The sequence below is a fragment of the Neobacillus sp. Fa239 genome (genome assembly GCF_055395235.1).
On sequence record NZ_AP041611.1, the window covers coordinates 470046 to 495874 of the forward strand.

At 39.1% G+C, this 25829-nt stretch carries 19 protein-coding genes and 1 pseudogene; 13 read left to right on the top strand and 7 right to left on the bottom strand.

All coding sequences use genetic code 11. From position 1 onward, the window contains the following. Window positions 1-79: 79 nt before the first annotated feature. The 3 genes and pseudogenes from ACZ5XR_RS02265 (at window position 80) to ACZ5XR_RS02275 (ending at window position 5522) form a co-directional block, all read left to right on the top strand. Window positions 80-3724 (top strand): efflux RND transporter permease subunit, encoded by a 3645-nt coding sequence (locus ACZ5XR_RS02265; protein WP_464500097.1) that lies wholly within the window; start codon window positions 80-82, stop codon window positions 3722-3724. A gap of 81 nt (window positions 3725-3805) precedes the next feature. Further along, window positions 3806-4175: pseudogene (locus ACZ5XR_RS02270) on the top strand (radical SAM/CxCxxxxC motif protein YfkAB); the annotation flags it as partial. A gap of 354 nt (window positions 4176-4529) precedes the next feature. Further along, window positions 4530-5522 carry an ROK family transcriptional regulator gene (locus ACZ5XR_RS02275; protein ID WP_464502194.1) on the top strand — a complete coding sequence of 331 codons (993 nt, stop codon included), beginning with the start codon at window positions 4530-4532 and terminating at the stop codon, window positions 5520-5522. Between the two features lie 102 nt (window positions 5523-5624). Here the strand turns inward: ACZ5XR_RS02275 and ACZ5XR_RS02280 are convergent, their stop codons facing one another. Beyond that, window positions 5625-5768 (bottom strand): hypothetical protein, encoded by a 144-nt coding sequence (locus tag ACZ5XR_RS02280; protein WP_464502463.1) that lies wholly within the window; start codon window positions 5766-5768, stop codon window positions 5625-5627. Between ACZ5XR_RS02280 and ACZ5XR_RS02285 the strand changes: the two genes are divergently transcribed. Beyond that, entirely contained in the window at window positions 5719-6819 is a 1101-nt protein-coding gene (locus ACZ5XR_RS02285) for an MFS transporter (protein WP_464502195.1), read from the top strand. The genes ACZ5XR_RS02280 and ACZ5XR_RS02285 overlap by 50 nt on opposite strands. 835 nt (window positions 6820-7654) lie before the next feature. Here the strand turns inward: ACZ5XR_RS02285 and ACZ5XR_RS02290 are convergent. From ACZ5XR_RS02290 to ACZ5XR_RS02300, 3 genes are all read right to left on the bottom strand, one after another. Next, window positions 7655-8641: a GGDEF domain-containing protein gene (locus ACZ5XR_RS02290; protein WP_464500098.1), complete on the bottom strand. Its 987-nt coding sequence runs from the start codon at window positions 8639-8641 to the stop codon at window positions 7655-7657. A 144-nt stretch (window positions 8642-8785) separates the two neighbouring features. After that, the gene (locus ACZ5XR_RS02295; protein ID WP_464500099.1) at window positions 8786-9064 is read right to left on the bottom strand and encodes a hypothetical protein; all 279 of its coding nucleotides are present in this window, start codon (window positions 9062-9064) and stop codon (window positions 8786-8788) included. Window positions 9065-9077: 13 nt separating this feature from the next. After that, a complete protein-coding gene (locus ACZ5XR_RS02300) occupies window positions 9078-9998 on the bottom strand; it encodes an HD-GYP domain-containing protein (RefSeq protein ID WP_464500100.1) in 921 nt (306 codons plus the stop codon). A 324-nt stretch (window positions 9999-10322) separates the two neighbouring features. Here ACZ5XR_RS02300 and ACZ5XR_RS02305 point away from each other — a divergent pair, with 324 nt between their 5' ends. Then, entirely contained in the window at window positions 10323-10502 is a 180-nt protein-coding gene (locus ACZ5XR_RS02305; RefSeq protein WP_464500101.1) for a hypothetical protein, read from the top strand. Window positions 10503-10693: 191 nt separating this feature from the next. Here ACZ5XR_RS02305 and treR read toward each other — a convergent pair whose 3' ends face one another. From treR to treP, 3 genes are all read right to left on the bottom strand, one after another. Continuing rightward, window positions 10694-11413, bottom strand: coding sequence for a trehalose operon repressor (gene treR / locus ACZ5XR_RS02310; protein WP_464500102.1), 720 nt, complete (start codon window positions 11411-11413; stop codon window positions 10694-10696). A 27-nt stretch (window positions 11414-11440) separates the two neighbouring features. Next, complete coding sequence (gene treC / locus ACZ5XR_RS02315; RefSeq protein ID WP_464500103.1) at window positions 11441-13099, bottom strand: alpha,alpha-phosphotrehalase; 1659 nt, start codon at window positions 13097-13099, stop codon at window positions 11441-11443. A gap of 166 nt (window positions 13100-13265) precedes the next feature. Next, complete coding sequence (treP, locus tag ACZ5XR_RS02320) at window positions 13266-15209, bottom strand: PTS system trehalose-specific EIIBC component (protein ID WP_464500104.1); 1944 nt, start codon at window positions 15207-15209, stop codon at window positions 13266-13268. A gap of 777 nt (window positions 15210-15986) precedes the next feature. Here treP and ACZ5XR_RS02325 point away from each other — a divergent pair. The 8 genes from ACZ5XR_RS02325 to ACZ5XR_RS02360 all read left to right on the top strand — a co-directional run bounded on the left by ACZ5XR_RS02325 (window position 15987) and on the right by ACZ5XR_RS02360 (window position 25766). Next, window positions 15987-17012: a LacI family DNA-binding transcriptional regulator gene (locus tag ACZ5XR_RS02325; protein WP_464500105.1), complete on the top strand. Its 1026-nt coding sequence runs from the start codon at window positions 15987-15989 to the stop codon at window positions 17010-17012. A 117-nt stretch (window positions 17013-17129) separates the two neighbouring features. Continuing rightward, entirely contained in the window at window positions 17130-18374 is a 1245-nt protein-coding gene (locus tag ACZ5XR_RS02330; protein ID WP_464500106.1) for an ABC transporter substrate-binding protein, read from the top strand. Between the two features lie 135 nt (window positions 18375-18509). Then, window positions 18510-19376, top strand: a complete 867-nt coding sequence (locus ACZ5XR_RS02335; protein ID WP_464502196.1) for a carbohydrate ABC transporter permease — start codon at window positions 18510-18512, stop codon at window positions 19374-19376. Next, on the top strand, window positions 19376-20194 hold the full coding sequence (locus tag ACZ5XR_RS02340; RefSeq protein ID WP_464500107.1) for a carbohydrate ABC transporter permease: 819 nt from the start codon (window positions 19376-19378) through the stop codon (window positions 20192-20194). Before ACZ5XR_RS02335 ends, ACZ5XR_RS02340 begins: the two co-directional genes overlap by 1 nt. Window positions 20195-20226: 32 nt before the next feature. Next, complete coding sequence (locus ACZ5XR_RS02345) at window positions 20227-22422, top strand: alpha-galactosidase (RefSeq protein WP_464500108.1); 2196 nt, start codon at window positions 20227-20229, stop codon at window positions 22420-22422. Window positions 22423-22766: 344 nt separating this feature from the next. Continuing rightward, the gene (locus ACZ5XR_RS02350; RefSeq protein WP_464500109.1) at window positions 22767-23735 is read left to right on the top strand and encodes a LacI family DNA-binding transcriptional regulator; all 969 of its coding nucleotides are present in this window, start codon (window positions 22767-22769) and stop codon (window positions 23733-23735) included. Between the two features lie 147 nt (window positions 23736-23882). Next, the gene (locus ACZ5XR_RS02355) at window positions 23883-24854 is read left to right on the top strand and encodes an ABC transporter permease (protein ID WP_464500110.1); all 972 of its coding nucleotides are present in this window, start codon (window positions 23883-23885) and stop codon (window positions 24852-24854) included. A gap of 12 nt (window positions 24855-24866) precedes the next feature. Continuing rightward, window positions 24867-25766 carry a carbohydrate ABC transporter permease gene (locus ACZ5XR_RS02360; RefSeq protein WP_464500111.1) on the top strand — a complete coding sequence of 300 codons (900 nt, stop codon included), beginning with the start codon at window positions 24867-24869 and terminating at the stop codon, window positions 25764-25766. Window positions 25767-25829: the final 63 nt, after the last annotated feature.

A 25829-nucleotide genomic window follows, 5' to 3' on the forward strand; every position in this document is an offset into this window, starting at 1 on the left:
TATTCTGTTACATGTAAGCTTAAAAAACAAATGAGATTATTTTGTTTAAATAAAACTTGAAAGGAAGGATTACAAAAAAATGCATTTTCTGACTAAGTTTTCTCTTAGAAATCCAGTTGCAATTGTTATTCTCGTGCTATTGATTGCAATTGGGGGCATATTATCAGCATTCGGATTACAGGAAGACCTTATGCCGAATATGTCTGTTCCAATTATTTCTGTCATGACGACCTACCCAGGCACATCTCCCAGCCAAGTAGCGACAGATGTGACAAAGCCAATTGAAACGGCTCTCAATGGTGCACAAGATGTACAAACGATTACATCAACCTCGGTAGCGAATGTCTCACAAATTGAGCTTCAGTTAAATATGAATGCAGATCTAAAATCCGACATACAAAATGTCGAGCAGATTGTCAACCAAGTTCAGCTGCCATCCACAGCAACCAAACCAAATGTTAGATCATTTTCATTCAGCAATACTCCTGTATTGACATTTACGGTTGCATCCAACAAATTATCGAGCGAAGAACTTAAAAATGTTGTCAATAATACTGTGGTGCCTTCTTTGCAAGGTGTAGCAGGAGTCGCAACTGTCAGTGCAGCAGGTGCGGATGCAGACAATGTGATGATTCAATTTGATCCCGCAAAACTTAGTAAATATAACTTAACACTTCAACAGGTGCTTCAGGATTTGCAGAATGACAATTCGTCTGTACCGCTTGGAACTGCCATAGCAGACGGAAAAGTTCAGCCAGTGAAATTAAACTCGACATTCAAATCACTGGCAGATATTCAAAACTTGCAAATTGGTATTCCAGCTAACCAAGCAGCAAATATGCAAAAAACGCTTGGAAACAGTTTAAGTAAGATGGGACAGTCGATTGGCCAGGTTGCCCAAAGTGTTGGTCAGGTTGCGCAAGGGGTCGGTCAGCTTGGTCAAAGTGTAGGCCAGCTAGGTCAGGGCGTAGGACTTTTACAGGCAGAAAATCAGATGCTCATGTCCCTTCAACAAATTCAGGGGCAAATCTTTGGTGCTGAGTTGTCTCTAAATCAACAAATGGCAGTGCCGAAGGAAAGCCAAGACCCGCAAACGATTGCCAAACTTAAGGGGCAGATTTCTGCTTTGGAGAATGCACAAACACAGCTTCAGCAGCATTTGACGCAAATCCAATCAAAAATGGGAGCGGCTTCCAGTGCAACAGGCGGTACTGCCCATTCTATGTACAAGCCTGCTACGAAACAGCAAGCTCAGCCAAAGCAGCCTTCGGTAAGCATTGATACTACAAGTTCGCAATCGACGACGCAAGACGTAATTCCACTCTCTGAACTTGCGACTGTGTCCATGCAGCCTCCTGAAGGAAGTTCTATTAATAGGACAAATGGGCAACAGAGTATTTTGGTGACTGTTTCCAAAACAGAAGATGCCAACACAGTAACTGTAGTGAAAGCCATCAATGATCAATTCAAAACATTGAATAAGCAGATACCGAATGGTGTTAAAATCATACCATTGTTTGATACGTCGAAGATGATTACAGATTCTGTAAATGGAATGATGAGGGAGGCCGTTTTAGGCGCGATATTCGCGGTGCTTGTCATTCTATTGTTTCTTAGAAACTGGTTAACAACAGTTGTTGCCGTAATTTCCATTCCAATTTCCATTCTTACAGCGATTATTTTGCTAGCACGCTATGGTGTCACACTTAATATCATGACACTCGGAGGACTTGCGGTGGCGACAGGGCGTGTCGTTGATGACAGTATAGTAGTCATTGAAAATATCTATCGAACGTGGAAAAATGGATTAGGATTTGGAAAAAAACTAGTATTATACGCAACAAAAGAAGTCGGAAATGCTATTTTATCATCTACTTTGGCAACCATCGCAGTCTTCCTTCCGCTTGCCATGGTAGGTGGGATGGTTGGGAAAATATTTTTCCCGTTTGCACTTACGGTTGTGTGTTCATTATCGTCTTCACTCATCGTTGCTTTGACGATTGTTCCGATTCTTGCGTGGCTGTTTGTGGTTCGTAAGCCTGTTAAGAATTATTCATATGATTGGTTGGATGCAAATAACCATCCAAATGGAACCATTCATCCGGAAATGGAGAAGGGTGAAAATGCGAACAGTCAAAATCCGTATGTAGCAGCAACGCTGGTACTGCGCCCTTGGCAAAAACGTTATCAGTCTAGTCTAAGTTGGTGTTTAAACCATAAAGGCTGGGTCATTTTCGGTACTGTCATCGCCTTTGTGGCTTCCCTAATGGTCTTGCCTTTCGTGGGAAGTACCTTTATTCCGAATTCCATGCAGCAGTCTGCAACGATCTCGATTGCGATGCCAGCAGGGACAACGTTGGATGTAACCGATGCGAAGGCTAAACAAGTGGAACAGGTACTGAAACAGGAGTCATCAGAGATTTCGCGCATCAACACCTCTATAGGTGGCGGCGGAATGGGGATGAGAGGTGGAGGTGTCCAAGCAACCAATACCGCTTCGTTAAATATCGCTTTAAATGCAACTACTAATGTCAACCAATTTTTGGCAAAAGTCAGAAAGCAAACAGCAAACCTGGTAACAGCTGGAACAACCATTCAGGTTAAGGGCCAAATGACTGGAGGTGGCGGTACATCGTTTGATATCGTTGTGAATGGTTCAAATGAGGCTTCTATTTCGCAAGCAGCAACCCAAATTACGAATCGCCTGCAAAATTTCTCGGGCTTGGCCAATGTAAACAGCAATTTGGCGGACACTCAACCTGAAATCAGCGTGGTACCAAATATGGAGTCAGCAGCGATATATGGTTTAACTGCCCAGCAAATAGCAGGTGCTGTCCGAAACTATCTTTCTCAGCAAAACATTGGCACTGTGAATATAAATGGACAAACATATAATATGAATGTTATGTTGAATAGTTCCACTGCACTGAATAATTTGTCTGCCATTCAGGGGCTTCCAATCAATACATCAACAGGTCAAACCATTAAAGTTGGTGATGTTGCAAGTGTTAGCAGTGTACAAACGCCGTCATCCGTATTCCACCAAAATGGAGATTCGTATGCTGAAATCTCAGGTGATTATACAACTCAGAATACCGGTAAAACATTAAAGAGTGCCTTGAAAGCGATTGATGCATTAAAACTTCCTTCTGGTGTTCAAGTTGGCCAATCGTCATCCGTTATGCAGCAAAATCAGAGTTTTACCCAACTCATTGAGGCGATCCTTGTTGCAATTGGCGCAGTCTACATTGTAATGCTGGTTCTGTTTGGAGGATGGTCGGCACCATTTGCTATTCTTTTCTCGATGCCAGTCGCTTTAATAGGTGCGTTCTTTGGGACATTTATCGCTCATCAACCGCTTAGCGTCTCATCTTTGATTGGGATTTTGATGTTGATGGGTATTGTTGTTACAAACGCGATCGTCCTTATTCAGCGAGTTGAACAACAAAGAGCTCTTGGGATGAGTATTCGACAGGCGCTGCTTGAAGCAGGAACTACGAGACTTCGGCCGATCTTGATGACTGCTATTGCTACGATTTGTGCATTGATTCCGTTAGCAGCAGGAGCCTCGGAAGGGGTTTTAATCTCGCAGGGGCTAGCAGTCGTAGTTATTGGCGGGCTCATCACTTCGACCATCTTAACCTTGTGTATCGTTCCTCTGGTTTATGAATTGCTTCACTTGCGTACACATCGTCGGGAAATGAAACAAAAGGCCGTCATTTAATCATGAATTCTTGGAGGGGATCTTTACCCCCTCCAAACAACAAATAAGGGTTGTTGTTGGACATGAGATTCATTACAATCGTTGTACCCAAGTGATTTTGCTAGTAATCTTGAAACACTATCACTGGATGAAATAAGAGGAGATATTCATCACTTGCTGGATATTTGGGATTAAAATGTGTGGATGCTGTTTGGGACGCTGCCATTCTATGCGTGCAGCAGCAATCCTGAGGACTTAGAGCTTTTGGAGCGATTAAATAAAAGCAAAAATGCAACAATACGAAATGATCCTGACGGACGTTCCAGGCTGAATGTTAATATCTTTACAGGCGATATTATCGTTACGGATTTTGGAGATACGCCACCGCTTGGGACCTAATATACTAGTAAAGAATAGTTATTATCAAAATGAAGATTTTACGATTAAAAAAGCGAAAATATCAAAGATATAGTAGATGCTGATGGCAGTCTTAAAGAGACTGCTATTTTTTCTTTTTATCAGTCTTTCTATTGCCATTTAAATATTAAAATTGTGAAAGGTTTCACTTAAAGTGACGGATGCAGGTTTGTGTAACAACTAGTCACTGATTACCAAGAATTATTGGTTCAATATTTCAATCATCAAGTATATCCATCAAAACGGAACCTTGTTTGTATGGGGCTTTTGAAAATTAAAAGTATTCAATTTACAAACTCCGTTGTTTTCAATAATTTTATATGATATGTTATCAACAACACTTATTAAAGAGGTTTAATAAGTCTATTTTAAAAGGTGGTGTTTCCTTGTGAATGCAACTCCAAAATCGATGAGCAGGGTAATCCTTCGTGGTATTCGTGAATCTCTCTTAGAACTTGGAAGTGCAACAAAAGTTGAACTTAGCGAAAAATTAGGAATCAGTTTCCCGACAATAAGTAAATTCTTAACCCAGATGGAAAAGGACGGCGAACTTATTTCAGTCGGTCTTGATGATTCAAGCGGCGGAAGAAGGGCAAAAAGATATACATATAATCCGGAGTTTACGTTAGGGTTGGCAATCTTTTTGGAGAGAACAGAGACAAATTATATTGTTTTTAACTGTTTAGGAGAAGTGAAGGATGCGGGGAAAACCTCAAGTTTATTAATAGATGTTGATTTAAAATTATTAACCGGGTGTATTGAAGGGATAATGGAGAAATATCCGAGAATCAGTTCAATAGCTATTGGAGTTCCTGGTTCCGTTGATAATGGACGAATTATTTATATACCAAGTTATGAGCATCTGCAAAACTTTGACTTGAAGGGATTCTTGGAAAATCATTTCTCTCTACCTGTTGTATTAGAGAACGATATGAATGCGGCAGTGCTTGGATATCACGATCGTAAGGGAAATAAAGAAAAGAAATCTCTTATTTATTTATATTCAGGTCAAAATGGTCCAGGAGCAGGAATTTTGGTAAATGGTGTTGTGGTGCGAGGTAGCACAAATTTTTCAGGAGAGATTTCATTCATTCCACAGTATGATGACAGAAATTTTGGGCAGGCTTTGGGAAATGAAAACGGGACTAAAAAAGCATTAATTTGTGAGGAATATGAGATTGATGCGTTTAGCAGGTTAATAGCTTCATTTGTAGTGATCATTAACCCTCATACCATTATTTTTTGTGATGATGAAGTCAACCAATCTATCATAGACCAAATTGTAAAACGGAGCTCAAAATATATCCCTTCAGAACATCTCCCTCAACTTTCAATGAGTGATTGGAAGCAAGACTATTTATTTGGATTACAAAGTCTGTGCCTCGATCTCATGATCAATTGAGCAACGGTTAGAAGGATAAGTATGAACCATTCATTAGTTTAGGAGGACAAGTATGAACCATTCATTAAACAGTCGTCAAATTCAATTATGGCGTATCGCCATTTACTTCATTTTTGCCCTGCCTGGGTTTTCTACCGCATCATGGGTATCTCGTACGCCAACTATTCGGGATGCTCTGAGGGCTACAACGGCAGAGATGGGCTGGATTATTTTTGGATTGGCAGCAGGCTCCATAATCGGTGTCACGAGTGCCGGCCATCTTATTGCGCATAAGGGTGGTCGCTTTGTCATGGTAGCTGGTCTGGTGGTCAGTTCGATTGGACTTGTAGTTGTAGGTTTGGGTGGCTCATGGCTGACTAATAGCACCACAGTGTTTCTGGGATTAGCCGTCTTTGGCTTCGGAAACGGAATATGCGATGTGGCGATGAACGTGGAGGGAACCGCTGTTGAGAGAGTTGCTCAAAAATCGCTCTTAACGGGTTTTCATGCTGCTTTCAGCGTGGGTACGGTGTTTGGCGCAATGTCCGGATCGGCTGCGGTTAATGCAGGTATCTCCGTCCCTGTCCACATGGAGATTACCGTGGCGCTTGTCATGTTGTCGGTTATATTTTTATATCGGCTCGTACCCGCAGGCACTGGGAAGGAAACTGGCGGTGATTCGATGGAGCCGCCAATGAGCGCCAGGGAACGCATGTCCGTATGGAAAGAAAAGCGCACAGTTCTGATCGGTATCATTGTGCTTGGAATGGCTTTTGTGGAAGGATCTGCAAATGACTGGCTACCGCTTGTTATGGTGGACGGCTACAAAGTTACTCCAGCAATGGGTTCATTCGCTTTTGGACTTTTTGTGGGCGCAATGACTGTTGCCCGTGCAGCAGGCGGCATGTTGCTCAATCGGTTCGGCAGAGTTGTTGTTTTGCGTGCATCCGCGCTTTTTGCGATTGCAGGACTGCTTATAGTTATACTGGGGCAGAGCTACGCGTTTGCAACTGTCGGAATTTTGTTTTGGGGACTTGGCGCGGCATTCGGCTTTCCAGTGGGGCTGTCCGCTGCGGGAGACGACCCACGCGGAGTAGCGGCAAGGGTTAGTGCAGTATCGACGGCGGGGTATCTCGCATTCCTTGTAGGACCGCCTTTTTTGGGGATTATTGGTGAATCGGTCGGACTGCTTCGTGCTCTGATTGTTGTGCTTATCGCTGTAACAATCGCTGGCTTGCTTTCTCCAGCGGTGAAGCCCATTGGAAAACAAAATAAATGGAAACCGGAATCGGAGGCATCCAATTCCCTTAAAGCATAGTCCGACAACATGAGTCGGGCTTTCTCAATATCCCGGCGCAAATTAATGCCTTCGCCGGGAGCGAAAATAGGAGTGATGGAAACGAAACGAATTGTGATTGATTTGGACCATTAGTGAAGAAATGAGCTTACACGAAAGGGTACGATAGTCATATATCAACATTAGGATTTTACATATCCTTTGTTAAAGATGGGATGGCTACGACGATCCCTTTCTTTTTGTGCTAACTGGCAGGATAGTTTAAGAATGCGTGGTAATATAATACATAAAAATAGCAGTTTGTGAGGGGTTATTATGGAAAACTATACGATAGAATTGAACAATAATTTTGACGAAGAAGAAAGCTTTGAAATAACAAAAAATTCTTAGAAACATAAGTAGTTTTATCCTTAATTGAGTAACAAGTGATATTTAAAATAAGAGGAGATTTTTCGGTTATTTGCAAAATGGAGCTCGTTTCGGGGCAAATAAGGGGAGGATTTCCGGTTATGCAAAGGGAAATCCTCCATTTTCATGTTTTTCGAGTCAATAGGCGGAATCTCTCCGTCTATTTTAGCTAATTTCAGTGCTATTTCCAAATTAAAAGAAATTTCTCCGTTAATTTTTAAACCAGGTGCTTAACTTGCCCCCAACCGATAAGAGTGGACCCTCACGGACCAGATGAGGGAAACGGAACCCGTTACCAATTTTAGCTCTTTTTTTATTCGCCTTGTTTTCTCCGTAAAGCTTTTCTAGGTGCAGTTTATATGCTAATCCCCATTTATTCATTGACTCATTAGCTGCAGTATACTTTTTCCATATTAGAAAATTAAAAAAGACGGTCTGTTGTGAACCGTCAGGATAAAGTTTCAAAAATTTTATTTTCATTTGCATGTAAATTTTTTTCAAATTTTCTATTTAGTAATCGTTGATCTGCAATTTTATAGCATGAATCCCAATCTTGTCCGTCTAAATTCCAAATAGCAAATCCAACGGTTATGGTATAGCCGCCTGATTGTGGAAATAGTTCTTCAATTCGTTGTCGTACTGATTGGCAATTTTGACTTTCGGTTTGCATAATAAGGACAAATTCATCTCCGCCCAAACGTCCTACTAAATCATTAGAACGAATATTCATTCGCAACGTTTTAGCTAATTCTATTAAGATTTTATCCCCTGCTGGGTGTCCATTACAGTCATTGATTTGCTTGAACCTATCAATATCAACTACACCTATCATTAACATGTTTCCGTTACTCTCTGCGTTTGATTTAGAACTTTCAAATTCGTGGAGGATTCCCCTGCGATTCAAAACTCCAGTGAGCGAGTCATATCGACTTAATTCATCAGCCATACGCCAAGCCAAGACCATATCTAAAATTAAAGCAACTTGGTTAGCACAGATAGATAGTACGTCTTCATCTCCGAAGTCTTTAGGCTGAGAGCGAGCTAGTACAACTCCACCAATTATTTCTTCTCCAGAGAACATATTCCAGATCCCGAACTGTTGTATGTTTGAATTTATTTCGAATGAAACATCTTTAACAGCTAACCATTGTCCACTAGTTACTTGCGATAAACTCTCCAGTGTTGGATTATTGGTACCAAGGAAAGGTTTTAAAAATTCAAATGCTCCTTCTTCGAAATATCCCCACGGGCTAAAAATCATGAGATCCTCAGATGCTTCTGAGGGAAGACGCTTTTTGTACACAAAGAAACCAGAATCCACTAGAAATAACTCCTTAAATAATTCAGCGGCGTACTGAGAAGCTTCCCGTCCTCTTTTTATCCTTGACCAATCGTGAGACTGGTTGATAAAACGAGTCAGCAAATTATAATGCATAATCTAATTTCCCTTTCATTAACATGGCATATACACAATTTTACAAACGATTTAATAATGTTTTCGAAAGATAAAAATTAACTTTGTAAAAATTATCTAAATAAATTTATGAAAAACGATAATTTTTCATTTAGTAAGTGTTTATTAAAAGCATGGTACCGGAGGGTTAGCAGCTAGTGCAGCTTCACCATTCCCATTCACGCTATGGTCACTATTTATTCCTGACGTATCTTTTACTGTATTATTCTGTTCTTTTTGCGTCTGGAATGTGGCATCACCTGTATCGATTGAAGGCACTACGGGTGTATCTGAAGTTGTTGCTTGTACAGTCGTGTCTCCGCTAGGAGCATAATCTGCAAAGGCAGAGGTTGCAAAACATAAAGATGCTAAAAGAATTCCCAAAGTTAAAAATTTTTTTATCATAATTTTTCCTCCATTATAAATGACTCATATCAACCGATAAGAAAGCATCGACTACATCAGGATGATACAGTCTTTCTTTTTCATTTTGTATTTCGGTAAGAGCTTCTTCCTTGGATTTTCCTTTTCGATAGATACGGTCTGTTGTCATGGCATCATAAGAATCCACCACTGCGACAATAGAAGAGGACAACAAAATTTCGTCTTTTTTCAAACCATATGGATATCCACTCCCATTAAAACGTTCATGGTGCTGTTCGACAATGAGAGATGCTTCTTTCAAACTAGGAAACCCAGAATCTTCTAGCATTTTTCTGCCTTGAGAGGGATGGGTACGCATAATCGCCCATTCGGAATCTGTTAATTTACTCGGCTTATTTAATATGTAGTAAGGGATATTTACCTTACCTAAATCATGCAAATAGGCACCTACATTCAATCGATGAAGTTCCAAAGAGCTTAGACTTAATTTTTCCCCAACCAGATAAGAAAGCTCCATAATGCGAGTACAGTGCTCTGCGGTATAACCATCTTTCTCTTCAACAGAGACAGCCAAATGTTTAAATTCTTTAATCAGATTGCTGTAGTGATGAAAAACAGGTTGTGAAGAAACATATAAAAACTCTGTATCGGTTAAAGCAGTGAAAAAACAAGTCTCCTTTATAGGCATTGCAATAATATGTTCACCTGCTTTGATCGAATAAGTCCCCGAATGGATTTGGAAAGACATCTTTCCTTTTAAAACTTGGATAAACTCCAAAGCATTCCATCCATCAGTCGGCTCTACAGCCCATTTGGAGCCGTTTTTTAATGTGTGGTGTATGACTTCTGTGCCATCATAAGATGCCATTAATCGAACCGTTAGACCGTTTATAGAAACTTTTTCAATAAACTCTTCTTTTGATCCATAAATTAGTCCGTTGATAAGACTTTTCACAAATGATTACCTCCCTTCGCAAATAGTACGTCACAAAAACGCATACCTAATGTAACATGCGTCATATTTACTATTATGAAAGACGCGACAGGAAATAAAAAAGTAGAAATATACCTATTTTATCGACAATTTCAGCGAACGAAAGAGTGTTGTTTGTTGAAACATGTTAAAAAGTTAAGAAAAATCAACATGACTCTTTAACAGTGCCTTAGAAAAAGAAAAATTGTGAATGATTGTATTTAAACTAGTAAGGGATTATTAAATGTTCTTCCTATCAGAAAATCGCCGGATGTTGGAGAACCATAACCCTTTGGGGCTACTGGTATGGTTGGTCAAAGTGCATTGCGGGGATGTTTATTGGATGAAAAGGTTAAGGAAATCCTTACGATTGGTCGAAATCGTACAGGTCAGCAACATAAAAAGCTAAATGAAATTGAGCTTAATCATTTAACTGATTTATCGTCAATTGAAAATTCCGGAATTTTATCTAATAAATCTGAATGAAAACTTGATTGCTTTGGCTCATGTCGAAGCATTAAAAAGCCCTCCTAAAGTAATTTTTCGGTGCTTGGTCGTACCTTAATTTATCATTAGAAGGGCTTTTCTGTGTTTTAAATATGTTCTAAATTGATATTATTAATTAACCGCATGTTAATCTAGACTTTTTCATTGATCGAACCGTCCCTGTGGAACCATTAACGCCGTTCCCTTCTGGCGAAGTCGACAAATCTGAATTTATCGAGCCTATGCCGTGATTCGGTGTATTGAAGGAGGCTGGCATCATCTAAATAAACATGGTTTTTCACGACGACGACATGGGAATATTCGTTCATGTCCAAATATTCATGGTCCTCTTCGGTAGCTTCTTCTACGGTTATTTCCTTTTTAGCGAAGCTGATGACAAGTCCGAGGTCATGTTCAAAATAATGGTACAGCGAATCCTCGCAAATATCTTTAGAAATCGTTTGTACAAATTGTTTTTTTATAAAATCTTTATCTAAAATAATTTTTTCATGATCGATTTCTCTGGAACGGACAACCTTCCAAATTTCATCCTTTCCCGTTAACCTTAATTGCTGCTTTAAAAATTCATTGGGCTTGATGAGAACAAGCTCGTGCACATTTGTCCGCCAGTCTTTGCCAGAACTTTCCGCGAGTTCTCGAAAGCTGACAAGCCCCGAAACGGGAAAATCAAAGCGGCTGACATCAAGGACAATAGAACCTTTGCCTCGCACTTTTTGTATATAACCATTGTGAGATAACAGGTTAAGCGCCTTGCGAATCGTCTCTCTTGACGTTACAAACTGTTCGGCGAGCTCATGCTCGGAAGGGAGAAGGCTGTTGGCTTTCAGCTCTTTGTCTTTTATTTTTTGAACGAGGTTATTATAAATAACCATGAATTTATTTTCTTTCATTTTGATATCACCAATGCCATTGTAGCACTATTTTAAAAGAATAACGATCGATTCATAAGGACGGAGTGTGAAGCTTGCTAAACTCTCTTGTGTATCCGGATAATTAGAAAGCAATACTTCCGCTTGAACATTTGCAAACTCAGGTAATTCCAGTTGAGCTGTTTTTTCGTAAAAATTATTGACGACCAACAATTTTTCATTGTCTCCATTACGCAGGTAGGCAAAAATTTCAGGATGTTCCGCCAGGAGAATTTGAAAATCACCAGTTGTGATAATCTCATATTTTTTCCGTAATTGAATCAGTTTTTGATAATAGTAAAAAATCGAGTTACTATCGCTTAGAGCCTTTTCCACATTTATATCCGGGTAGTTTGCACCAACGTTTATCCACGGCGTTCCGGTTGTAAAACCGCTGTGGACTTCGCTGTTCCATTGGACAGGGGTGCGGGAATTGTCCCGTGATTTTTGCTTGAGGATCGCGATAATTTCTTCATGGCCTTTTCCTTCTTCTTTTAAAATTTTGTACATATTAAGAGATTCAACATCGCGGTAATCCTCAATACGTTCAAATTTCGGGTTTGTCATGCCGATTTCTTCGCCTTGATAAATGTACGGAGTGCCCTGCATCATGTGGATGGCTGTTGCCAGCATTTTTGCCGACTCAACACGGTACTTGCCGTCATTGCCAAACCTGGAAACAATCCGGGGCTGATCATGGTTACACCAGAAAAGTGCGTTCCAGCCGTGCCCTTCGTACATTCTTGTTTGCCACTCAGCAAGAATTTTTTTTAAGGAAAGAAAATCAAAGTCGGCGACTGTCCATTTTTCGCCATTCGGATAATCCACTTTTAAATGGTGAAAATTAAAGACCATACTTAATTCCTGGCGCTCAGGTTTGGTATATTGAATGCAATCCTCAATCGTCGTCGAAGACATTTCACCAACTGTCATTGCATTATATTTGGAAAATACTATTTGATTCATTTCATGCAAAAATTCGTGAATGTGTGGACCGTCTGTGTAAAATTTGCGACCGTCGCCCTTGTCATCATTTGGGAAGTCCTGGTTCTTTGAAATCAGGTTAATGACATCAAGACGGAAACCGTCAATCCCTTTTTCAAACCAAAAGGTCATCATTTCGTAAACTTTGTCGCGGACCTTTTCATTTTCCCAATTCAAATCGGCCTGGGTCACGTCAAAAAGATGCAGATAAAATTGCTCTGTCTTTTTATCCCATTCCCAGGCGCTGCCTCCAAATTTGGACTGCCAGTTGGTTGGATTGCCGTCTGGAGCAGCGTCTTTCCAAATATAAAAATCGCGATAAGGACTGTCTTTGGATGAAGCACTTTCCTTGAACCAGCGGTGCTCTGTTGAAGTATGATTGACAACGATATCGATAATGATTTTAATGCCGAGCTTATGGGCTTTATCCAGCAGTTTCTCAAAGTCTTCCATCGTACCGTAAGACTCATCAATAGTATAATAATCGCTGATATCATAACCATTGTCACGCTGGGGGGAAGAATAAATCGGCGTCAGCCAAATGACATCGATGCCAAGTTCATGAAGATAATCCAATTTTTCGATAATGCCTTGCAAGTCGCCGGTACCATCACCATTTGAGTCGTAAAAACTCTTCGGATAGATTTGATACACGACTGCTTTTTTCCACCAAGGTTCATTCATGTTGTATACACCACCGTAAATTAATCAACTCGACATCGTGTGTCGAATTTTAAAAAATATCATAGGGGTACAAATCCCTGATTTCTTTGTTTCTAACATGTTGAACAACTCAATAAATATTTAAGGGGAGAGTCCCTGGCTAATGTGCCCGGGTCCCCACAGTGTATTAAGCAGCTTCTTTTTTATAATTGTCTGAAAAGGCTTGCTTTTTCACTTTTCCCAAAACAAAGGTTAATACAAAAGGTACGATAAGTGCGACGCTCATACCGATAAAAAAGATGCCCCAGTATTGCGGAAAGATGGATAAAAATCCTGGAATACCGCCAACTCCGATGGATGGCGCTTTTACGTGGCCGACTGCTAAAATGACTCCGGCAATCGCCGAACCGATAAGCGCGCTCACAAATGGATACTTAAATCGGAGGTTAACCCCGAACATTGCCGGTTCCGTGATACCAAGGTAGGCTGAAATTGTAGAGGTTCCTGCCATTCCTTTAACGTTTTTATCCTTCGCAAGGAACATCATCGCAAGTGCTGCTGAACCTTGGGCGATATTGGACATAACAAGAATCGGCCATAAATAAGTTCCGCCGGTGCCAGCGATTAATTGGAAATCAACCGCTAAGAATGCCTGGTGCATTCCAGTAATAACAAGAAGTGCATAACAGCCGCCATAAATTAAACCGCCGATAGCTGGAACATTTTTAAAGATGGCAACAACAATGCCGGTAATTAAATTACCAATGCCAAACGTAATTGGTCCGACGAAAACAAATGTAATAAATCCTGTTACCAAAAGAGTAATTGGTGCAACAAGCAACAGTTGAACTGAATCCGGGATATGCTTTTTCAGGTATTTTTCCAGACTCGCTAAAATATAGGATGAAACGAGAACAGGGAGTACTTGCCCCTGATAGCCGATTTTATTAACATGCCAGCCGAATAAGTTCCACTGCGGAATCGTATGGGTTTTTAGGGCATTCCCGTAGTTGTATGCATTTAATAAATCCGGGTGAATCATCATTAGACCAAGCACAATACCAAGAAGCGGATTCCCGCCAAAGCGTTTGACTGCCGACCAGCCAATCAGACCAGGGAGAAATACGAAAGCGGTATTGGCGATAATATTGATCATATCGGCAAGGCCGCTCCAATTGCTGTGGACGTCAATAAACGATTTGTTGGCATAGAATATGCCTTTACCAGACAGTATATTATTGAGACCCATCAGCAAACCGGCAGTGACAATGGCCGGTAAAATGGGAATAAAGATATCGGAAAGTGTCTTGACAAATTTTTGAAGCGGATTTAATTTTTGGGCTGCAATATCCTTGACATCTTGTTTGCTTCCATGCTGCATTCCTGCAACATCAATTAATTCCGCATATACTTTATCAACGGTTCCTTGTCCAATAACTACTTGGAACTGACCATTAGCGGAGAATGATCCTTTTACCATTCCGATTTGTTCGAGTTTATTTTTATCTACTTGACCTTCGTCGGCCAAAGCAAAACGAAGACGTGTCACACAATGAGTAACTGCTGCTATATTTTCTTTACCGCCAACTGCGTCTAATATTTCCTCTGCTGTACGGCGAAGAGGGTCCTTTGATACCTCTTTATCCATATTAATTTCTCCTCTAAGAACTGCTGTCATTAATGTTGTTTTGCCTTTAACAGCATCTTTTTCATCTGTTCTTGACATAAATTTCAAATCATCATAATTGGTAATTATTACTGGGGTTATCGTACTTTTAGCTTTTTGAGCAATAAGAGATAAATCAATATTTAGTAAAGCATCCCCTGCTTTTACACGGTCACCCAGTGAGACTAAAAGTTCAAAGCCTTCTCCGTTCATGCTTACAGTATCAATACCTACATGGATAAGAATTTCAAGACCTTCATTGGACCGAATACCAACAGCATGCTTTGTTGGAAATAACGTCACAATTTCTCCATCTACAGGTGAAACCACCTGGCCTTCTACAGGCTCTATCGCTATTCCTTCACCCATCATTTTTTGGGCAAAGGTAGGATCTGGTACGTTTTCCAAACTTACAATTCTTCCACTTAGTGGAGAGAGTAAAATTTCTTTACTTTCCAATGGCATATTTATTCCCCCTTTTAAACGCTTTCATTTTTTCGTGTATATACATGTCGTAAATTTATGATAACTTGTATATACATATAAATCAAGAACTATTCTATTTAAAATCTTTCCCTTAATTTCCAAAATGACTTTTTTAGAAATCTTAATCAAATTTGTAAAGAATAGTTATTATCAAAATGAAGATTTTACGATTAAAAAGGCGAAAATAACAAAGTTATAGTAGATGTTAATGGCGGTCTAAAAGAGACTGCTATTTTTTCTTTTTTAAAGCCTTTCTATTGCGTCATCACAATCCCAAATTAAATGAAGATTATTATCTTCAAAGGGCACAATAATGCTGTCCTTAACCTTTGCTATAAAAAAGCCTCCGATCATCAGAGAGTTATGGGAGCTCTTCATTCAATCTTCCAAGGAAGCACTTTTCGTGTTGAATCCAATAAACAACAAATTCAATCATTTCTCCTCCATATTCAATTGGAAGCAATTTTTAAATGTTTACCTATTGTTTACTGAGTTTTTTACTATATTGTTAACTAAAATAAAGAGGGTGATTACTCAATTTCATTTGGTTCGGTAAGTATCCATGCAAGACATAATAAGTCATTTAATCTTTTATAGAACTTGAATTGATATTAGAGTTTTTTTTATATCGTAATAAGTAAACTATTAGTAAAAATTTTTTTATTTTAATAAATATATTGCGTGAAAACGATTTAATTGTTAAAATCAAAACATAAAGTTTAGTTAACGTAACTAAAATAAAGATAAGGTGAGCAAATGGCGACGATAAGAGATATTGCCAACCAGGCAAATGTATCAACTGCAACTGTATCAAGGATTATTAATAATGACCCAACTCTTTCGGTATCAGATGATACCAAGAAAAGAGTATTAGAGATTGTAAACGAATTAAATTATAAACCAATGAGGAAAAAAACAGAGAAAACGGAAAAAAACAAGGAATCGTTTAACATTGGGGTTTTAATTTTAAATGATGAAACTGTAGACCCTTATTTTCAATCCATCCGGCTGGGGATTGAACAAACATGTGCAGAATATTCCTTAAATATTGCTTCCGTTCTCACTGTTGGAAAAAGCAGTATTTCATCTGAGAGTTTCAATGGAATTGATGGACTCATAGTTGTTGGTGATGTGGACATAGCGGATTTAAAAGAGATCTACTATGAAAATAACAATATTGTTACCGTAGATTATTTGCCGCATGAAAAAGACGTAGATGTTGTACTTTCTGATTTTGAAGGAGCAACAAACGAGATTTTGAATTATTTGTTTAGCCTTGGGCATACGGATATTGCTTATATAGGTGGAAAGGGAACGGTTTTTGGGGTAAGTAGTAAAAAAAATATGGAGAAAGAGGACACCAGGAAAGCTTCCTTTGAAAAAATCATGAGAAAAAAAGGACTCTATAAACCCGATAAAGTTTTGTTGGGGGATTGGAGTTCAACGAGTGGCTATTTATTAATGAAACAACTAATAGATAATGGAAATTTGCCGAGTGCTGTTGTTGTTGGGAGTGACCCAATGGCTTTAGGAGTACTTCGAGCCCTGCATGAAGCGGGAATACATGTGCCAAATGATTTATCGGTTTTTAGTTTTGATGATATTGAAGCAGCGGCATTTATGAACCCGCGCCTTTCAACCGTAAAGGTATTCACTGATGAAATGGGGAAAACAGCAGTGAAAATCCTGGCTGACCGCTTAAAAGGGAGGAAGGTTCCTTTAAGAGTCACGATTCCAACTGAACTAATGATACGTGATAGTGCTGATTTTAAAAAAGTATAAAGACGTTAAAACGAAAGGAGGCGGATCGGTTTTTACTAGTGTTTTCTGTAACCGTTTGCCAAATCAATTTACTAAGCTATTTTATTACAAAATAAAAAGATATTTGGAGGGAAAACCATGAAAAAAACAGCAATTTCTTTAGTAGCAACAGGAATGTTGGCTATTTCAACACTTGCAGGATGTGGTACTGCCAGTCAAAATTCTTCAGGTGAATCAAATGGTAAAGTAAAAATCGAATTTTTCTCATACAAACCAGAAGCCGTTAACACATTCAATTCATTAATCAAGGAATTTGAAAAGGAAAATCCAAATATCGAAGTTGTTCAAACAAATTCTCCTGACTCTACAACATACATAAAGTCAAGGGTGGCAAAACGTGACATACCTGACGTAATCGGTTATGGCGGTGAAGCAACGTTTGGAGAATTGGCGAAAGCCGGAGTCTTGAAGGATGTTACGAATGATAGCCTATTAAAAGAGATCCAGCCTAGCTATATTCAAATGCTAAAGGATGTTGCAAAGAGTGATAAAGTATATGGATTTCCGTATGCCACAAATGCAGACGCCGTCATTTATAACAAAGCGATTTTTAAAGAGCTGGGAATCGCTGTACCACAAACATGGGATGAGTTTATTGCAGCGGCTGAAAAAATAAAAGCAGCAGGAAAAAATCCATTCTACTTTACGTTTAAGGATGCTTGGACTGCATTGCCGGCTTATGACGCACTCGCCGCGAACACAGAGGGTCCAAATTTCTTTAAGGATTTGAACAATGGAAAGACGACATTTGCCATTGGGCAAAAAGAAACATTGAACAAGTATTCCACTCTTTTAAAATATGCCAATAAAGACTCTCAAGGCATGGGATACAATGACGGTAATACGGCGTTTGCTAAAGGTGAATCGGCCATGTATCTTCAAGGCGTTTGGGCAATTCCAGAGATTAAAAAAGCCAATCCCAATATCGATCTTGGTGTATTCCCTTACCCTGTAACCAATACGCCAGGTGAATCGAAAGTAGTTTCCGGTGTTGATTTAGCACTTGCTGAGTCATCGGTTACGACGCATCCGAAAGAAGCAGAGAAATTCATTCAATTTTTATTCAATAATGCTTCACTAAAACAATACATGAAAGAACAGAACTCTTTTACGGCCAAAAAAGGGATATCACAGGATGCACCAGAATTGCAAGGTTTAAAGGATAGTTTCGCAAAAGGCAATGTAGTTGATTTCCCTGACCATAATATTCCGACTGCTGTAAACCTTGCTAATATCTTGCAAGAATTCACGGCGAACAAGGATACTAAAAAAACCTTGTCTACATTGGATAGTGAATATAGCAAAGTGGCAAGCCGTGAATAAAGAACGAAGAGAAATTGGGGTATCCCAATTTCTCTGTCTTTAAAAAAGGGAGTGAAAGACGTGAAAAAAGAAAATGTTGCCTCTATTGACATGAATAGTATTCCCTCAAAAAAGGTCAAAGAAAAAAGAAAAATAATGAAACCTAAACAAATGGCTTTTTACATCATGACCGTACCAGCTTTTATCCTATTCGCGATTTTTCATACATTCCCTGCACTAAAGGGGATTTATTATTCTTTGACAAACTGGGACGGGATTAGTTTTACTTATCAATTTGTAGGACTGAAGAATTACATTAATCTCTTTAAAGACGAAAACATCCTAAATTCATATATCTTCACTTTTAAATTTGCCATAATTTCAACCATTCTCGTTAATATTTTAAGTCTTTTAATCGCTGTTGGATTAAATGCAAAGATTAAAGGAAAAAACTTCTTCCGTGCTGTTTACTTTCTTCCTAATGTCCTTGGAGTGTTAATCATTGGCTATATCTTTAATTATATTTTTGCCTATGTGGTACCTCAGCTGGGAAGTAAGCTGCATATCGGTTTCCTTTCTACTAATATTTTGGGAAATGAACATTTGGCTTGGATTGGGATTGTCATCGTGGCTGTATGGCAGGCGTGTGCTTTCAATGTGATTTTATATCTATCAGGCTTGCAGACTGTTCCTAGTGAAATATACGAAGCATCGGGTCTTGATGGAGCGAATAAATGGCAAGAATTCTGGAAAATTACCTTTCCGATGATCGCTCCTTTCTTTACGATTAATATGGTGCTTTCAATGAAAAACTTTTTAATGGTCTTTGATCAGGTTATTGCTTTAACCGGCGGCGGACCAGGCCGGGCAACGCAATCTATATCTGTTTTGATCTATAAAGACGGATTTTCAGGCGGGGAATTTGCCTATCAATCCGCTAACTCTGTTATCTATTTAATTGTGATTATCGTGATCTCGATCTTTCAAATTAAGATTCTGCAGCGAAGGGAGATGGATATGTAATGAAACAAAGGACAAATTGGACGGCTACCAGTTTGATTACGATAGGGTCTTTGTTTATCTTCATACCTTTATATTTAGTCATATCAATTGCGCTAAAAACACCGAAAGAGCTGGCAGATTCCGCATTTTCACTTCCGCTGGGATTTCATTTTGAAAACTTTGTGGAGGCCATTAAAGCTACGAACTTCTTTATGGCCTTTAAAAACAGTGCGATTATCACGATCATTTCTGTTGTGTTTACCATTTTAACGAATTCAATGGTTGCATATGCAATCGCAAGAAACATGCACCGAAAGTTTTTTAAAGGTCTGTATTACTATTTTGTTAGTGCTTTGTTTGTCCCATTTCCGATTATTATGATGCCGCTTGTTAAACAAATCTCTGCATTTGGGATGGATAATTCAGCAGGGTTAATCTTTTTATATATTGTCTATGGGGCCGCTTTGAATATTTTCATCTATGTAGGATACATTCGTTCCATTCCAAAGGAGCTTGAAGAAGCTGCGATTGTTGATGGCTGCAATACCTGGGGGGTATTCTGGAAGGTTATTTTCCCGCTTTTATCTCCAATTAATGCAACCATTGGAATTTTAACCTGCTTGTGGGCATGGAATGACTTTTTACTTCCTCTCATTGTCTTGGATAAACCAACTGACGCGACACTTCCGCTTGTACAGTACGTCTTCCAAGGGCAGTTCAGTTCTAATTACAACTTGGCTTTTGCTTCTTATTTATTAGCTTTATCTCCAATGGTCATTGTTTATATAATTGCACAAAAATGGATTATTGGTGGGGTAGTAAAGGGAGCAATTAAATAGATACAGACGAAACCTAGGAGTGAACTTTAACTATGGCAATTCAATTCAATGCAACAAAGAGAATTTTCCATTTAAAAGCCAAAGATACCAGCTATGTAATGGAAATTGTACGTGACGGTTTTCTGCTTCATCATTATTGGGGGAGAAAAATAAACGAATATAACCAATCAAATAATATTCAACTGATGGATAGGGGTTTTTCCGGAAATCCCTATAAAGAGGACCGGACGTTCTCACTTGATACTCTACCTCAGGAATATCCGCAATATGGGAATACTGATTTTCGGAAACCTGCATACCAGGCTCAATTAGAGAATGGGTCAACCATTACTGATTTGCGATATGAATCACATGAAATTTTTAAAGGTAAAATTCCGTTGGAAGGGCTTCCTGCTATCTATGTTGAGGACGAAAATGAAGCTGAAACACTAGAAATCACGATGAGGGATTCCTTAACAGGTTTAAAGGTGATTCTAAGTTATACAGTTTTTGAGCGTTTTAATGTTATTACAAGATCGGCACGATTTGTAAATGAAGGAACTGAAGGATTGACGTTATTAAGTGCTTTAAGTTTATCCGTTGATTTCAGAGATGCGGATTTTGACTTCCTGCATCTCCACGGAGCACATGTAAAAGAAAGACATATTGAACGGCAGCCTCTCCGTCATGGAATCCAGTCCATAGAAAGCACAAGAGGAGCCAGCAGTCATCAGCATAATCCTTTTATTGCATTGTTAAGAAAAGAAACAAATGAAGATGTCGGGGAAGTCTTTGCTTTTAACTTTGTATATAGTGGCAATTTCTTAGCCCAGGCAGAAGTGGATCAATTTAACAACACACGCGTAACACTAGGGATTAATCCTTTTGATTTCAGCTGGAAATTGCAACCGGGTGAAACGTTTCAAACTCCCGAGGCAGTCATGGTTTATTCATCAGAAGGGCTGGGGGATATGTCCCGGACATTCCATCAGATATATAAGACTCGGCTTGTAAGAGGAACATTCCGGGATAAGGAACGTCCTATTTTAGTCAACAACTGGGAAGCAACCTATTTTGATTTTAATGCTGAAAAAATCGAAGATATTGCTAAAGCAGGAAGCGAATTAGGGATAGAATTATTTGTTCTTGATGATGGATGGTTTGGCAAGCGGAACAATGATACGACCTCACTAGGTGACTGGTTTGTAGATCGGGAAAAACTTCCAGAAGGACTTGATCAGCTTGCACATCGTGTGAAGGATTTGGGTATGGAATTTGGTCTTTGGTTTGAACCGGAAATGATCTCGGTTGATAGTGATTTATATCGGGAGCATCCTGATTGGTGTCTACATGTTCCAAATCGCAATCGTTCGGAAAGCAGAAATCAATTAATCCTTGATTTTTCAAGAGAAGATGTATGTGCAGAAATTACAAAAAGAGTTTCAGATATCCTTTCGAGTGTACCGATTTCCTATGTGAAATGGGATATGAACCGGCATATGACTGAAATCGGTTCTGCAGCGTTACCGCCGGAGCGTCAACGGGAGACTGCCCATCGCTATATGTTAGGGCTATATAAAGTATTGGAGGAAATTACTTCTGGATTCCCTAACATCCTATTTGAAAGCTGTTCCGGAGGTGGGGGCAGATTTGATCCAGGGATTCTCTATTACATGCCGCAAACTTGGACAAGTGACAACACAGATGCGGTTTCCCGATTGAAAATTCAATACGGAACAAGTCTTGTTTATCCAATTGTTTCCATGGGTGCTCACGTTTCTGCTGTTCCAAATCACCAGGTCGACAGAATCACAACGTTGACCATGCGCGGGGATGTTGCCATGTCAGGCAATTTGGGGTATGAATTGGATTTAACCAAATTGCCTGAAATGGAAAAAGCTGAAGTTAAGAAACAGGTTTCCCTCTATAAAGAAATACGCTCCTTAATCCAATTTGGCGATTTTTATCGAATCAAGAGTCCCTTTGAAGGCAATGAAACAGCATGGGCCTTTACGAACGAGGATAAATCAGAAGCAATTGTCTTCTATTTCCGGGTACTGGCTGAACCGGCTGCACCGTTTAGTTTCTTAAAGGTAAAGGGCGTTGATATTGCCAAGAAATATCAAGTGGTCGGCACCGGTCAGGTTTTCGGTGGAGATGAACTTTCTTATGCAGGTTTGAGCATCCCGGCATCTATTAAAGGGGATTTTCAGAGCTATGTTTGGCATTTAAAAGAAGTAAATTGTTAAAAAATGAGACAGAAACGATGAAAGACATAATAAATGTTTCATCGTTTTTCTTTTTATATCGCTACTTTGGAAGCGGAAATAAAAGTTGAAGTGGACAAAATCTGGGGGAAAAAGATGCTTAGATTGGATCCTACTTTCTATCGCGGGTCCGATAACCATTTAGTTTATATTCCGATATTGGAAGAAGCCTTGCTATAAATTTATAAAAATAATGGTTGAAACGTTTCCAAAGAGATGATATGATAAATCTATCAAATAGTTGAAACGTTTCCAATAAAAGTGCATAAATTTAACCGAAACATTGAAACGTTTCCAAAAGTATGCTGAAAATGGAGGTTTTTCTAGTGCCAAGCATTAAAGATGTTGCAACTTTAGCCGGTGTGGGAGTTGGCACTGTCTCAAGAGTCATTAACAAACATTCAAATGTGACTCCTGAAACAATAAAGAAAGTGAATGAGGCAATTAAACAATTAAACTACATACCTAACGAAGTGGCAAGGAATTTTAAAATGCAAAAGTCCACAATGGTCGCGTTACTTCTACCAAGTATTTGGCATCCTTTTTTCTCGGAATTAGCCTATTACATTGAAGATGAATTGGACAGAGTGGGCTATAAACTAATGCTATGTAACAGCGGAGGAAGACCTGACAAAGAGCTGTACTATATTGATCAGTTAAACCAAAACAAAGTTGCTGGTATCATTGGTATCACTTATAACGATATTGAAGACAGTGTTAGTAATGATATCCCTATTATTAGCATTGACCGTCACTTCGGAAAAAAAATTACGACTATTACTTCAGATAACTATGAAGGTGGACGCATAGCAGCAAGTGAGCTAGCTAGATCAGGTGTTAAAAAAGCAGCTTATCTTGGGATTACGAGTTCTGCTTACAGTGAGGTCCGTTTAAGAAAGAATGGCTTCATGGATGAAGCAAGACTCCATGGAATCGAATTTGTCACATATGAAGAAAATGATGAAATGTATGATGATGATACATTTTTTGACGGCTTTTTCCAACAATACGGAGATGCAGATGGTGTGTTCGCAAATACCGATCTCTTAGCTGCAAAATATATTAAAAGGGCAAAAAAAAGGGGACTAAGAGTTCCGGAAGATGTGAAAGTAATTGGATATGATGGAATGCAAGACAATGATTTATTTCATCCGATTCTTTCAACCATCAGGCAGCCGGTTGAGGAAATGGGAAGAATGTCAGTCCGACTTCTTTTAAGAAAAGTAGATGAGGAAGAGCTGGATCAAGAGATTTATAGAATCCCAGTTAAATATAGACAGGGTGAAACTACTTAATTTTTTTAAATTCTTTTGGAAACGTTTCAAAGAGGTAGGTTTGGCAGTTAATCGATCCAGGTTTAATCGGGATATATAAGATGATGGATTAATTTTTAAAATATAAGTTACTCGAAAAAAAAATATAAAAAATTGAGGTGAGACATAATGAAATTAACCTTAAAAGCATCTTCTAATTCTTTAAAAGAATCTACTATTCCTTTTGAGAAAATAAACAAGAAAAACAGATGGAAACAAATAACTGAAAATTATGAGTTGTACTTATTTCTGATTCCGACAATCGTTTATTTTATCGTTTTCCAATACGTACCGATGTACGGGGTATTGATTGCGTTTAAGGATTTTACAGCTTCACTCGGTATATTAGGAAGCCCTTGGGTAGGATTCCAACAATTTGAACGTTTTTTCCAAAACTATCAATTTTGGCCATTAATAAAAAATTCATTGAGTTTAAGCGTGTTTCAACTAATTATAGGGTTTCCAATGCCGATTATAATCGCCCTGTTATTAAATCAAATGGTTCAGGAAAGATACAAGCGCTTCGTTCAAACAGTGATTTATGCACCGCACTTTGTTTCAACTGTGGTTCTTGCTGGTATGGTATTTGTCTTCTTCTCTGACAAAGGGCTAGTCAATAGCGTCATCACGCTGTTTGGAGGAAAAGCGACCAGTTTCATGGCAGAACCAAGTTGGTTTCAACCCTTATACATAGGTTCAGGGGTGTGGCAGGAGACTGGATGGGCATGCATCGTTTATTTAGCTGCTCTTGCTGGGGTAAGTCCGGAGATTCATGAAGCCGCTACCATGGATGGAGCAAATAAATGGCAAAGAATCTGGCATGTGGATATACCGGCGATTATGCCGACGGCCATTATTCTTCTCATTTTATCAGTTGGAAACATTATGAATCTTGGGTTTGAAAAGGCTTACCTACTTCAAACACCACTTAATCAACCGTCTGCGGAAATTATCCCTACCTATGTGTATAAGATGGGGCTTCAACAGGCTGATTACAGTTTTGGTGCCGCTATTGGACTGTTTAACTCAGTAATTAACCTCGTATTGTTATGGTTTGTAAATAAAGCAGCAAGAAGAATCTCCGGTTCAGGGCTATGGTAAGGAGGAGAAACGATGGCAAAGCAACAGAAAAAAATCAAATCAAGAGAAGATAAAATTTTCGATATTGTAAACTTTACCTTTTTAACTCTTGTGTGTTTGGCGGTTTTATATCCCTTATATTTCATTATTATCGCTAGCATATCAAACCCCGATATGGTTTATAACGGACAAGTTTGGCTCATGCCAAAAGGTATTACATTCGAAGGCTATAAGCGTATATTCAGCGATCCGAAAATTTGGATTGGATATCGAAACACTGTCGAATACACAGTGCTGGGAACGGCGATTCAAGTAACTCTTACGCTAATGGCAGCTTATGCACTGTCACGGAAAGATTTATACGGAAAAACATTTTTTATGATTATGATTTTGTTTACCATGTTTTTCAACGGCGGACTGATCCCAACGTACCTCGTTGTCAAGCAGCTGGGTATTTTAAATACTATTTGGGCGATGATTTTGCCCAAGGCAGTGGCGGTGTGGAACCTGATTGTAGCCCGAAGTTTCTTTGAAAGCAATATTCCGAACGAACTGCTTGAGGCAGGCCAAATTGATGGGTGTTCCAACACGAAGTTCTTTGTAAAAATAGTTCTTCCACTTTCAAAACCAATCATTGCTGTAATGGTCCTCTTTTATGCGGTGGGTCAGTGGAACTCCTATTTTGATGCGTTGATTTATCTAAACGATGAAAGTCTATATCCCTTACAGCTCATTTTGCGTAACATCCTGATTCAAAATCAGCTTAGCGTCAAAATGTTAAGCGACCTCGACAGTCTTGCTGCACAACAGCAAGTGGGCGAAATCATTAAATATGGAATCATTATTGTCGGCGCACTGCCCTTACTCATTGTTTATCCTTTTGTTCAAAAGCATTTTGTCAAAGGTGTGTTAATTGGCGGAGTGAAAGGGTAGTTGAAAGAGTCCTATTTCCTTTAGCAGGTGAAAAACCAAATCAACCTGGTTTTAAAATATAAA